Source organism: Streptomyces curacoi, assembly GCF_001513975.1.
GTDB lineage: Bacteria > Actinomycetota > Actinomycetes > Streptomycetales > Streptomycetaceae > Streptomyces > Streptomyces curacoi.
In genome coordinates this window covers 415,419-428,027 of record NZ_KQ947989.1, presented here as the reverse complement: position 1 = coordinate 428,027, position 12,609 = coordinate 415,419, and the positions used below count along the sequence as shown (strand labels likewise).

At 69.4% G+C, this 12,609-nt stretch carries 10 protein-coding genes; 7 read left to right on the top strand and 3 right to left on the bottom strand.

Annotated elements, in window-relative coordinates; all coding sequences use genetic code 11:
• Positions 1 to 181 precede the first annotated feature (181 nt).
• On the bottom strand, positions 182 to 1,261 hold the full coding sequence (locus AQI70_RS22045; protein ID WP_062152722.1) for a carboxylate-amine ligase: 1,080 nt from the start codon (positions 1,259 to 1,261) through the stop codon (positions 182 to 184).
• 229 nt (positions 1,262 to 1,490) lie between these two features.
• Here AQI70_RS22045 and AQI70_RS39240 point away from each other — a divergent pair, with 229 nt between their 5' ends.
• From AQI70_RS39240 to AQI70_RS39235, 4 genes are all read left to right on the top strand, one after another.
• Positions 1,491 to 1,775 carry a hypothetical protein gene (locus AQI70_RS39240; RefSeq protein ID WP_159042698.1) on the top strand — a complete coding sequence of 95 codons (285 nt, stop codon included), beginning with the start codon at positions 1,491 to 1,493 and terminating at the stop codon, positions 1,773 to 1,775.
• Positions 1,776 to 2,021: 246 nt separating this feature from the next.
• A complete protein-coding gene (locus AQI70_RS22040) occupies positions 2,022 to 3,233 on the top strand; it encodes a S8 family peptidase (protein WP_062152720.1) in 1,212 nt (403 codons plus the stop codon).
• A gap of 350 nt (positions 3,234 to 3,583) precedes the next feature.
• Positions 3,584 to 4,057 carry a nucleoside deaminase gene (locus tag AQI70_RS22035; protein WP_062152718.1) on the top strand — a complete coding sequence of 158 codons (474 nt, stop codon included), beginning with the start codon at positions 3,584 to 3,586 and terminating at the stop codon, positions 4,055 to 4,057.
• 286 nt (positions 4,058 to 4,343) lie between these two features.
• Positions 4,344 to 4,664, top strand: a complete 321-nt coding sequence (locus AQI70_RS39235) for an AMP-binding enzyme (protein ID WP_159042697.1) — start codon at positions 4,344 to 4,346, stop codon at positions 4,662 to 4,664.
• A gap of 93 nt (positions 4,665 to 4,757) precedes the next feature.
• Here the strand turns inward: AQI70_RS39235 and AQI70_RS22025 are convergent, their stop codons facing one another.
• On the bottom strand, positions 4,758 to 7,478 hold the full coding sequence (locus tag AQI70_RS22025) for a SpoIIE family protein phosphatase (protein ID WP_425264625.1): 2,721 nt from the start codon (positions 7,476 to 7,478) through the stop codon (positions 4,758 to 4,760).
• Positions 7,479 to 7,683: 205 nt separating this feature from the next.
• Here AQI70_RS22025 and AQI70_RS22020 point away from each other — a divergent pair, with 205 nt between their 5' ends.
• A complete protein-coding gene (locus tag AQI70_RS22020; RefSeq protein WP_167358913.1) occupies positions 7,684 to 8,805 on the top strand; it encodes a PP2C family protein-serine/threonine phosphatase in 1,122 nt (373 codons plus the stop codon).
• A gap of 526 nt (positions 8,806 to 9,331) precedes the next feature.
• Here the strand turns inward: AQI70_RS22020 and AQI70_RS22015 are convergent.
• A complete protein-coding gene (locus tag AQI70_RS22015) occupies positions 9,332 to 10,870 on the bottom strand; it encodes an FAD-binding oxidoreductase (protein ID WP_244181787.1) in 1,539 nt (512 codons plus the stop codon).
• A gap of 641 nt (positions 10,871 to 11,511) precedes the next feature.
• Between AQI70_RS22015 and AQI70_RS40310 the strand changes: the two genes are divergently transcribed.
• Together AQI70_RS40310 and AQI70_RS22010 are read left to right on the top strand one after the other, a co-directional pair.
• Positions 11,512 to 11,736: a polyprenyl synthetase family protein gene (locus AQI70_RS40310; protein WP_244181786.1), complete on the top strand. Its 225-nt coding sequence runs from the start codon at positions 11,512 to 11,514 to the stop codon at positions 11,734 to 11,736.
• 46 nt (positions 11,737 to 11,782) lie between these two features.
• A complete protein-coding gene (locus AQI70_RS22010; RefSeq protein WP_062152710.1) occupies positions 11,783 to 12,607 on the top strand; it encodes an FAD binding domain-containing protein in 825 nt (274 codons plus the stop codon).
• Positions 12,608 to 12,609 lie beyond the last annotated feature (2 nt).

Genomic DNA, 12,609 nt, shown 5'->3' with positions numbered 1-12,609 from the left:
CGCTGCCTTCCTATGGCCTTCAGCTGGGCGGGGGAGCGACGGCACTCTAACGCTGGAGGGAGCACGGTGTCGTGGTCGGTCCACGTGAGCGACTCGCGATCCCTTCGCGGCCATGCGTCGGACCACCCTGGCTGCGGGCTGGAAGCAGGTCAGGGGCAACGGGCGGGCGCGGCGTCGTGTGCTACGTGCTGATGAGGTCGGTCACCGCTCGGATGCCGCCCTCGGTGAGGGCGGTGCGTTGTCGGTCCGCGCCGGTTCCGTGCTGGAGCAGGTGGTCGATCAGGGACGTCACCTGCGGGGTGTCGCCGGAGGCGTCGAGGGCGGGGGTGATGTGGCGGAGGAGTTGGTGCAGGACTTCGCCGGCCGGGCGGGTGTTGCCGTCCAGGTCGACGAGGGTGTCGCTGAGACCATGCCGGGCCGCGTGCCACAGGCTCGCCCGTAGCAGCTCAGGGGCGCACTCGGGGGCGGGGGCGTCGGCGGAGACCGCGTCGAGTTCCGTCTGGACGAGGGCCCGGACCACGCCCGCGAGCTTCACCGCGTCGTCGACGCGCAGCTGGACGTCCAGGCACCGCACCTCCAGGGTGGGATACGGGGCCGAGAGACGGGCCAGCCAGTACAACTGCCCGATGTCCGAGATCAGCCCGCTCTTCAGCAGCCGTTGCACGCGCCGGTCGTAGTCGGCCACGTCGTGGAAGTGCGGGGGCATGCCGCTGACCGGCCAACGGCCGAAGACCACCGTGCGCCAGCTGGCGAAGCCGGTGTCGTGGCCGTCCCAGAGGGGTGAGTTCGCCGACATGGCCGTGAGCGTCGGCAGCCACACCCCGAGCCGGTTCATGAGCTGCAGCCCCTCCTCGCGGCTGGGCACCGCGACATGGACGTGCATGCCGTTGACCAGCTGCTCCGCCACCAGCTGCGGCGCCTGCGAGCGCATGGCGCGGTAACGGGCCTTGTCGGTGACGGCCACGGGGCGGCTGTGCCGCAGCGGGGAGGTCCCGCAGGGCGCGAGCCTGCAGCCGTGCCGTTCGGCCGCCGTCCCGACGGCGTTCCGCAACCGCAGCAGATGTCCCCTGACCTCCTCCAGGGATTCGCACACCGGCGTGGCCACCTCGACCTGCGCCTGCAGCAGTTCGCTCTGCACCTCCTGATCGGCCACGAACGGCGCGAGCCCGGCCGCGGCGCGCACCTTGTCGGCCAGCGGCACGGGCAGACCCGTGACCGGGTCGAGCAACAGGTACTCCTCTTCCACACCGATCGTCGTCATCGGCCGCCTTCTGTTCCGCCCCGTCGCCGGAGTCCTGAGCTCACCGCGCTGCACACCTGTCACCCCCGACGGGTGCGCGCTCACCGGTGAACCGAGTACCTCGATCACCGTGGGAGAAACCGGTCTCGCGGACCCGTGTTCCGGATCCTGTCGCGCGCGACCGCCAACCACATGCCGTCCGCGTTCGCTGAACCATGGGCGAGGGTTCCGCCGGCCTCCCCCTCCACCAGTGGCCGATGCCGTCCGTGCGGACCGGCTGGTGTGGGTCGGCAGCCAGGAGGAGATGGCTCGCGGCCCGGCGCAGCTGTGTTCCGGTGCTCGGGTCTGGTGCACTCCCCGCCGACGCATCGAGGCGTTCGGGCTGACCCCCGGTATTGGCCAGAGCTCAGGGCTCGTTTCTCCAACTGGCGGACTCGTGTCGATCTCGTCGTACCGCATCGAGCACAACGGCATAGGGCATGTCCCCACCGGCCGGCGGGACCGGGCCGCAGCCTCCGGCGGCATCGTCACGTGAGCAGACGGTGAAGAAATCGGCACAGATAATTCTGGATCATTCATTGGCGGTTCAACCAGCGTTGAGGGCTGCACATTTGGGCTCGGGTTGCTTCGAATGTGCGCGAATCCTGTGGAGATTGACCGCCCATCGGATGTCGGGGTCACGTCAAGCGGTTGATCTGCTCGCGACAAGTCGGCACTCTCCAGAGCACGCGCAGCGCTGCCGTTCGAACGCAAATCCCCCCACTTCACGAGGAGACCCCTCTTGACTGCGCATCACAAACGCACAAGCAAGGCCAAGATCGTCACCGCGATCGCGGCCACCGCAGCCGTCGTCGGTACCGCCCTCTATGTGTCCCCGATTGCCCAGGCGGGACAGCCCGCGGAGGGCAAGGTCTACGGTCTGAACGCCGAAGGAGCCGTGGCCGGCAGCTACATCGTCCTCCTGGACCAGAGGGCGTCCACGGCCGAGAAGCGGGACCTGGCCACCGAGTACGGTGGCAAGATCAGCCGGACCTTCGGCTCGGCGGTCAACGGCTTCTCCGCCAGAAGCCTGACCGAGACGGAGGCCAAGCGCCTCGCGGCCGATCCCGCGGTGTCCAAGGTGGTCCAGAACAAGAAGTTCCACATCAATGCCACCCAGGACAACCCGCCGTCCTGGGGCCTGGACCGCATAGACCAGAACGACACGGCCGCCGACGGCAAGTACACCTACCCGGACAAGGGCGGGGAAGGAGTGACTGCGTACGTCATCGACACCGGCGTACGCATCAGCCACAAGGACTTCGAGGGCCGCGCCGCCCACGGGTTCGACGCCGTCGACAACGACGACAATGCCGACGACGGCAACGGTCACGGCACCCATGTGGCGGGAACCATCGCCGGTGCTTCCCATGGTGTGGCCAAGAAGGCCAAGATCGTCGCGGTCCGCGTGCTCGACGACAACGGTTCGGGCACCACCGAGCAAGTCGTCGCCGGCATCGACTGGGTGACCAAGAACCACCAGGGCCCCTCGGTGGCCAACATGAGCCTCGGCGGCGGCGCAGACCCTGCTCTCGACGAGGCGGTCAAGAAGGCCATCGCCTCGGGTGTCACCTTCGCGGTCGCCGCCGGCAACGAGTCGGCGGACGCCGGGCAGGGTTCACCGGCCCGAGTCCCCGAGGCCATCACGGTCGCGTCCAGCACCAAGGACGACGCCCAGTCGGACTTCTCCAACTTCGGGTCGATCGTGGACCTGTACGCGCCCGGCTCGGACATCACCTCCGCCTGGAACGACAGCGACCAGGGGACCAAGACGATCTCCGGCACCTCCATGGCCGCCCCCCACGTCAGTGGAGCCGCCGCCGTCTACCTGGCCGGTCACCCGGACGCCACTCCCGATCAGGTCGCCACCGCGCTCACCGGCGCGGCAACCGGTGACAAGATCACCAACCCGAGCAGCGGAACGCCCAACAAGCTGCTGAAGGTGACCGAGTAGATCCACACAGGACGCTGAAGCCCGGCGGTGCCGCGAGCGCGTGCGCGGCGGCACCGCCGGGCGGCGTCGTGGCCGGGCCCGCCCAGGGGAGTGAGCCAGAGTCGCATCGGACACGATATGTGACGATTCGACTTCGTGTCGAAGCCGTCGGTCCGCGGTGAGGAGTGACTATGGACTCGGGCAGGCGTCAATTCCTGGGCAGGTGCGGAGCCGTGGTGACGGGAGTTGCGGCGCCGTTCGCCTTCCCTCGGCACGCGCTCCCAGAGAGCCACGCTCACCCGGACCTCAGCTCGGGCACGAGCACGGTGACGGACTTGCGGACCGGCAGCGGGACCGTTCATGAGCGATTCATGCGGCTGGTCATCGAACAGGCCCGGAAGAACCCCAAGTGGCCGTTCGGCGCTGTGATCGTCGATACCCGCAACGGCGATGTCCTGGGAAGCGGAGTCAACACCGGGGCGGACAGTCCGCTGTTGCACGGCGAGGTGGTCGCCATGAACGATTACGTACGGCGGCACGGCAACCAGGGCTGGGCCGACACGACCCTCTACACCACGGGTGAGCCGTGCTCGATGTGTATGAGCGCGATGGCATGGGCGAATCTACGGCGTGTGGTCTGGGGCAGCTCGATCGACGAGATCCGCCGCACCGACATCGTCCAGATCGACCTGCCCGCCCACGAGGTGGCCCTCTCCGCACGGTCCTTCTACACCCCGGAGCTGCTCCTGGGTGGCGTACTCGCGGACCACACCAACCGCCTCTTCCGGCAGGCCCAACGGCTGCGCCAGAGCCTCCCGGAGGCACCCTCGGCCGAGCTGTCCTGACGGTTCGACGGACCGGATCCTGGGCCGGGCGGCGGGGTGGAGCAGGCCGATCCGACGTCGCGAGCACCGGCGGCCTCGGTGGCCGGCGCGCGGTCGATGCGGGGGCGAGGGCGCTGACTCCATCCGGCCCGGCCGCGCGGGCGACGGCCAGAGGCAGCACGGCCCGTCGACCCAGGCCCGCTGCTTCGGCCGGGGGACTGGGCTGCCGTCGCGGCGTCGCCCGGCGCACACCGGTGGGTTGGCCACAGGCAACCGCGATGTTCCGGAGACGCCGCAGCGTGCCGGCGTGCCCGAGGCTGTGGTCGTGGGTCTGGCGCACCACGTGCTGGGCGAGGTGCCGGTGGCCTTGGTCGTACCGGGCCCGGGTGGAATCGAGGCACGGCGGGAGCTCGCCGAGTGCCGTACCCCGCTCGCCGACTACAAGGTGCCGGCCGAGATCCGCGAGATCGCCGCCGTCCCACGCACCGCGAGCTGGTGGGCGGTCTGGCCTCTGGCGACGTCTCCGCTGTACGAGCCCCAGAGCTCCCGACAGGTGTTCCAGGAGGGGACCGTTTTGCAGGATCGAGGGCTGTTCGGCGGGCCGGCCTGGGGCGAACCCGAGCCGTAGTCCGCACAGCGACAAGCCGGCCGTTGACGTGCGGTCAAGCCTGTCCGGCGGTGATCACCTCGGCGTACCACATCCGGCTGATCCACGCCGCCCTCACGTCGGGGCTTGCGGGGCGGCCGGGGACGGGACGGGCTGCTGGACGGCCTCGGGCAGGGCCTGTTCGGCCCAGATCACCTTGCCTTGCGGGGTGTACCGGGTGCCCCAGCGCTCAGCCATCTGCGACACCAGGAACAGGCCCCGGCCTCCCTCGTCCGTCGTCGCGGCGTACCGAAGATGCGGTGAGGTGCTGCTGCCGTCGGACACCTCGCAGATCAGCGTACGGTCGCGGATGAGCCGCACGTGAAACGGCTCGGCGCCGTAGCGGATGGCGTTGGTGAGGAGCTCACTCAGGATGAGCTCCATGGTGAAGCCGAGCTCTGACAGACCCCACACTTCGAGCTTTGCGGACACGGCATCCCGCATTCCCGCGACCGCCGCCGGGTCCGGGGGTACGTCCCAGTCGGCGATCCGGTCGGGCGGTAGTGTCCGCGTGCGGGCGACGAGGAGGGCGACGTCGTCCTTGGGGCGCTCGGGCAGCAGACTGTCCAGCACGTCCTGGCAGGTCTCCTCGGGCGGCCGTGCGGGGTGGCCCGTCAGCACATCGCGCAGCAGTTCCATTCCCAGATCCAGGTCGCGCCTGCGGTCCTCGATGAGGCCGTCGGTGTACAGGACGAGCTGGGTTCCCTCCGCGAGGCACAGCTCCGCGGTCTGGAACGGCATGCCGCCGAGGCCGAGGGGCGGACCGGCCGGCACGTCCGGGAAGGTGACGGTTCCGTCGGGCTGGACCAGTGCGGGCGCCAGATGTCCCGCACGTGCCATGACGTAGCGGCGCGTCACGGGGTCGTAGATCCCGTACAGGCAGGTGGCGCCCACGACGCCCGCGGCACTCTCGGCCGCCTCGTTCTGGTCGATGCGGCCGACCAGGTCGTCCAGATGGCTCAGCAGCTCGTCGGGCGGCAGATCGAGGGTGGAGAAGTTGTGCACCGCGGTCCGCAGCCGTCCCATCGTGGCGGCGGCGTGGAGGCCGTGGCCGACCACATCGCCCACGGCCAGCGCCACCCGGCTCCCCGGCAGGGGAATCACGTCGAACCAGTCTCCGCCCACCCCCGACTGGGCGGGGAGGTAGCGGTAGGCGATGTCGAGGGCGTTCTGTTCGGGCACGGCCTGCGGCAGCAGGCTGCGCTGGAGGGTGACCGCCAGGGTGTGCTCACGGGTGTAGCGGCGGGCATTGTCGATGCTTATCGCGGCACGGGCCACCAGTTCCTCCGCAAGCGACAGGTCCTCCTCGTCGAAGGGCTCACGCTTTTGCGCGCGCCAGAAGTTGGCCATGCCCAGCACGACGCCACGGGCCTGGATGGGGGCGGTGATGAGGGAGTGGAAGCCGTAGCCGATGATCGCCTCGGCGCGCTCCGGGTCCTGCACGCGCCAGCCCGTGGCGGCCGCCAGATCGCTCACCAACTGGGAGCGGCCGCTGCCGTAACCGCGCGCCTGGGGCGTGGACGGAAGATAGTCGAAGAGCCGGCCCTGCTCGGAGAGCGGATGGTCGTCCCCGATGCCGCACACGGCCGCGCGTCGCATGTCCGTCGCCGTGGGGGCCGGCTCCTCGCCGTGCAGGACGGCGTCGGCCAGGTCCACGGTGACGTAGTCCGCGAAGCGGGGAATGGGGACGCGCGCCAACTCCTCGGCGGTGCGCAGCACGTCCAGGGTGGTACCGATGTGGAGTCCGGCGTCGTACAGCAGCCTGAGCCGCTCCCGTGCCACCTCTGCCCTGCCCGTCACCGCTTGCAGCTCGGTGGAGTCGCGCAGCGTCACCACCGTTCCCTTGGGGCCTCCCTCACGATCCGTGGGCCGCTGGTTGACCGCGAGCAGCCGCTCTCCGGCGAGGTGCACCTCGTCAGTGGCCTCGCGCCCGGAGGCGAGAAGCGCCTTCGTCTCGGGCTCCAGGCCCGGCAGCTCCGAGACGAGCTTTCCCTCGACGTCCGGGGGCAGCTCCAGCAGTCGTCTGGCCTCGTCGTTCGCCAGCATCAGCCGCCCGTCGGCGGCCACGATCAGCACCCCTTCCTTGACGGAGTGCAGCACCGTGTCGTGGTGCTCGTACATCAGGGTCATTTCGTCCGGGCCCAGGCTGTGCGTCTGCCGCCGCAGCCGCCGGCCCACCAGTGCCGTCACACCGGTGGACAACACGAGTGCTCCGGCCCCGGCGCCCAGGATGATCGGTAGTTGCCGGGTCACCTGACTTTCGACGTTCTTCACCTTCATCCCGGCCGAGACAAGGGCCACCACTTCGCTGTCGGCGTTCTCGACCGGGACCGTGGCCTGCACCTCGCGACCGAGCGGGCCGTCGACGCTTTCCACGTAGACCTTCCCCGCCAGCGACGGCCCGATCTCGCCCACGAACCGCTTGCCGATCCGGTCCGGCAAGGGGTGCGTGAACCGGATGCCCCCGGTGTCCATGACCACGATGAAGTCGACGCCGGCGGCCCGGCGTGCCGTCTCGGTGAGCGGCTGGAGGATCTTGCTCGGATCCGGGGCCCGCAATGCCGCCAGGACGCCCGGTGAGTGCGCGAACGTCTGGGCCACGGCCGTGGAGCGGCGCCTGGCCTCGGCGCTGGTGTCCCGCTCCGACTGCAGGACGAGGGCGATGACGCCGCAGGTCACGAGCAGCACCACCAGAGCCACCTGGAAAACCAGCACCTGCCCGGCCACGCTTCGCGTGCTCTGGCTGACCAGCCGCATGACCGACAGGTGAGGAAAGTGGGCGAAACGATTCGCCATGCGACCTTTTTAACACCGGTGATCCCGAGCGGCCAGGCCCGCCCGCCGATCCCCGCTTGGCTGACCTCGGGTGTCTGTACGGCCGTGCGCGGGGTGGCCCGGTTTCTTCGGGCGCGGCAGGGCGTCGCAATCCCGCTCGCGCGGTACGTGATCTCCCTCCCCGCGCCTGGTGCCCTATTAGGCCGATATCATGCGTTTTGTGATCATGCTTGGGCGGCTGTGGCGCCGTCGTCCTGCCTACGGCGGCCGATGGGAAGCTGCCCAGCTGTCACCCGTGATCCTGACCGTCCTCATCGCCGGCCTGGCGTTCTCCACCCCCAGGGAGATCGCCGTGAGCCGCCTTCTGCCCGCCGCACCCGCCCTCGCCGCCGCGATGTGGCCCGTGCTCCCCACGATCCTGTTGGGGGCGTTCTGCCTGCTGACCATGATCGTCCTCAGCTTCTTCTACACCGATCTCGGGACGCAGTACACGTCGGCCGCGATCGTCGCGGTCACCTTGGCGGCCGCATACGCGAGCCATGTCCGACTTCAGAGAGAGGAGACACTCTTCCAGGTCCGGCTCGTCGCCGACGCGGCCCAGAAGGTGCTGCTGCGCCCGCTGCCGCACCGCATCGAGGACATCGAGATCGAGTCGCTGTACCTGGCGGCCCAGGAACAGGCACGGATCGGCGGCGACTTCTATGAGGCCATCGGCACACCGCACGGGGTCCGGCTGCTCATCGGTGACGTACGGGGCAAGGGCCTGCCCGCGGTGGGGGCGGCCTCGGCGGTGATCAGTTGCTTCAGGGAGGCCGCGTACGACGAGCCCGACCTGCAGGGCATCATCCACCGCCTGGAGACCACCATCACGCGCCACAGCGCTGCGTTTCCCGTCCAGGACCAGCCCGAGCACTTCGCCACCGCTCTCCTCGCCGAGATCCCGCACGGCGGCGGTCACATACGACTTCTCAACTGCGGGCATCCCCCGCCGCTGATCGCACATCGAGGGATCGTCCGGGTTCTTGAGCCCGCCATCCCCTCGCCGCCCCTGAACCTCGCGGCGCTCATCGGTGACCGCTACTGGGTCGACACCGTCGCCTTCGCTCCGGGGGACCAGTTGCTGCTCTACACGGACGGCGTATCGGAGACTCGGGACCACACGGGTCGGTTCTTCCCGTTGTCTGACTGGATGCGGCGCCAGGGCCTGGCGCAGCCCCGCGAACAGCTCGACCGGCTGCACCGGGATCTGCTCCAGCACAGTGGAGGAAGGCTCGACGACGACATCGCGGCTCTCGCGCTGAGGCGCTCCACCGCGCGGGCTCGCGGAGCCGCCGACGTAGAGGGCTGAGTTTTCGTCGGCCGCCAGGCTGTCCGGCTTTCTGCGCGGCCGTCCCGGGCCGGGCCCGGGGATGAGGATCTTCTCCAGCGCGGCGATGAACGGGCTTGGGCCCCTCGCGGGGCGGTCTTCCGCCGACGTGGTCCAGTGCGATGTCCACGCCTTCGCCGCCGCCACGGCCGCAGGAGGTCGCCCGATATCGCCCAGCATCCGCAACTGACGAGTCCGGTCGGTGAACTGTCCCTGCAGGACCAGGACTTTCGCACCTGGTGGGCCGGTCGCGGTCGCCGCCCGGAATGTCGGCATCAAGCTCCTGCGCCACCCCGTCGCGCAGTGGTGCACCAGCCTCCTCAACGTCCTGCGGGATGAACCAGTTCGGGCTCGCCTACGCGAAGCCATCACCTTCCTCGACTACCGTCCTCGGCAGACTCGCTGCTACGCCGAGCCTCGTTTCTGGGCCGCGTTCATTCACCTAGGCGCGGGCCTCGCGTGATCCACGCGCACCCACGGCATGTCGGGCGCTTCCCCGTTGCCTTACTCAGGTGTTCGGGAGGCGGACCGACTGCCGGTGCCGGAAGACGTTGCGCGGGTCCCAGTACGCCTTGGCGCGTTGCAGCCGCGGGTAGTTGCTCCCGTAGTAGAGCGTGTGCCAGGACTGGCCCACACCCGGCGGGTTCAGGTCGGGGTCGCTGAGGTCCGCGTCGGGATAGTTGATGTAGCAGCCGTCGGTGTTGGGGGACGGCTCCTGCGCACGAGCGGTGCGCACCGTCGGCACGCCGCCGGTCTCTTCGTACATGTCGTGGTAGAAGTCACGGATCCAGGCCAGGTGGGGCGCGGCGATGGCGGGGTCGGCCAGGGCGTCCTGGTAGTCGAACGCCCCGTCGCGGTTGGCGTCCTTCCCCCATGTCCAGTAGGTCTGGTACTGGAGCTTCAGGACAGAGGACCGCTGCGGGACGGCGGTTGCGGCCGGGTCGATGTCGTTGATACGGCCGCCGTAGGAGTCCACCTGGAGCAGGGCCTGGTCGTTGGTGTAGCGCTGGTTGGTCAGGTGGCGGTGGATCGCCTGCAACTGGCGTTCGGTGAAGTTCGCGGTGTGGTAGGCGGACTTGTACTTGCCGCACCGGCTGGGGCCGGAGTCGTTGAGGTTCTGGGTCGCGGTCAGCCAGGGCAGCCGGGTGGGGATGTGGAGGGAGTCGAGCGGTGGGTGCTCGCCCATCTGTACGTCCAGCACGGACGGGGGGTAGTCCGCTTCGGGGGCGAGCCAGTCGAGGAAGAGTTTGAGGCGCTCGGCGGAGTCGTCCCGGGTGCCGTCGAGTTGCAGGATCAAGCCGACCTTGCCCGCGGCGTGGTTGTTCAGCTTCAGCAGGGTGAACAGGTCGCGGTAGTCGAAGCTGCGTTGGAAGTCGGGGCCGTCGCCGGTGCGCTCGTGTTCGAAGAACTGGCCGTACCGGCGCACGAGGGCGGTGAATTTCTCGGGCCGGTCCTTGAAGATCTTCCAGTCCCAGGCGATGGTCTTCAACAGCACCTGGGCAGGCGGCTCGGGCAGGCCGCGGAACCAATACCTGGTCACCACGCCGAAGTTGCCGCCTCCACCGCCGGTGTGCGCCCACCACAGGTCCCGCAGCGCCGGCTCTGGGGAGTCCTTGCGGGCCACCGTCACCTCGGCGTGAGTCCGGTCGCGCACGGTGACGACTTCCACGGCGTACAGGTGGTCGACCGTCAGCCCGTGCAGGCGTGAGAGCAGACCGAAACCGCCTCCGGAGATGTGTCCTCCGGCACCGACGGAGTAGCACGAGCCGCCGGGCAGAGCGAGGCCGTAACACCGGTACAGCTGGGAGGCGGTGTGCCAGTTGCCAGCGCCTGCTTCGACGCAGTAGGCCTCCATCTCCGGGTCGTGGTAGACCCCGTTCATGGCGCTGACGTCGATGATGACGGCGACATCGTCACCGCACACGAAGTCCTCGTAACAGTGCCCGCCGGAGCGGACCGTGATCCGGCCAGACGACGAGCCGTCGCGGGCCTGGCCTGCGAGGTAGGTGTCGAGGGCGGCGACCACGTCACGGGTGCCGGCGGCCACCACCACATAATCCGGTGTCGCGATCCACCGCTGATTGAAACCCCGGCGCAATGCCTCATAGCGGGCATCACCCGGGCCGACTTCGGTTGGCCCGAGACGCTCCGGGCGGGAGGAACTGGTGGGCATGGCGGCACCTCCACGCAGATGACCAGCATCGATCACTCAAAGTTAGATTGCCGGTTCCTGTGGATTGCTCCGCCGTTCGGGTGACGGTCGCAGCGCGAAGGATCAAAAGGGGCCTCGCCCCGGGCGCCGGGGCGCGCCGGAGCAGCAACCTGGTATGCCGCTGCGGCGCCGCGCTGATTACGGGCTCCCTGCGGAGCTGCACAACTGCTCCGCAACTGCCGTAGGTGTCGACTGGCGCTTCGAGAACCAGCCGTCGGCGCCCGCCCCCCGCCAGGGCCTCACCCGAGGACATGGCTGCGCTTCCTCACCGACCGGACGGCGCATGGTCAACGCGCTTCCGCTGGGCGCTGGTTGCCCCTTCGCGTCGCTGAGGCCCTCGGGATGATCTCCCTCAGTTGGATTCGCGGCGGTCTGCCGTCGGATAGCCGCTTTCCGGCCGTTCTCCGTCACGTACCGCGCCGTGCCCCCTGGCACTTCTGTTCCGGCAGGGGCGGGAGCATAAGCGGAGCTGGTTGGTGCATAACGCCTCGCTACTGCACGACGACATCATCGACGGGGACGATCAGCGGCGTGGTCGGCCGACCCTTTGGCGTCGCTCGACATCCATGACCTCGCCGGAGACGGACCTGCCCCGATCGGGGCCACCCCCTTCGGGGAGTTGGCGCATGGTCTTTTTCGGTGAGGTTCTGGTGTTGTGCCTGGTGTGTCCGCCGGGTCTGGGGGAGTTGCGGGCAGGGTGACTTGGCAGAGGTGGCTCATGGCGGTGGATGCGAGTGGGTGAAGCGGGTGGACTTGACATCGGTGCGTGAGGTCGTCGACTCGCGAAGGGATCTGCCGTGGGCCCGTGGGGATGCGTGGCTGGCCGGCGGGACGTTCCTGTTCGCTGAGCCGCAGCCCGGCCTGGTGCGCCTGCGGGATCTGACGGCCATGGGCCGGCAGCCGCTGACGGTTACGGAACAGGGCCTGAGCGTGGCGGCCACCTGCACGATCGCTGAGCTGTTGGCGTTCGCCGAGGACGGACCTGGGGCATGGCCGCGGGCACGGGAAACCATCGCTCAGTGCTGCCGCGCGTTCTCGTCCTCCCCCAAGGTGTGGAGCACCGCGACGGTCGGGGGGAACATCTGTCTGGCGTTGCCCGCCGCGCCGATGATCTCTCTTGCGGTCGCGTTCGACGCCGTACTGGAGCTGCGCTCACTGGACGGGGACGGCCGTGTGGTGCCGGCGGCCGAGTTCGTCACGGGCGCCGGCCGGACGGTCCTGAGGCCGGGCGAGGTCCTGCGCTCGCTTGTGTTGCCCTCCAGTGTGCTTGGTCTCCGCTCGGGGATGCGGCGGGCCGCTTTGCGGCCGCAGGGCCGCTCGGCGGCTGTGGTGACCGGCATCCACGATCCGGTGACGCAGCGGCTGACGATCGGTATCACCGCCGCGGTGTCCCGCCCCGTCACGGTGTCCTTTCCCTCGGTGCCGTCCGCTGACCGGATGCGGCGGTCCGTGCTGCACGCGCTGCCAATGCACCTGATCGTGGATGACGTTCACGGTCTGCCCGCCTGGCGGCGGCACCTGGCCGTGCATCTGGCTGAGGAGGTCCGGCAGCACCTGATGGCGCAGGAGTAGGC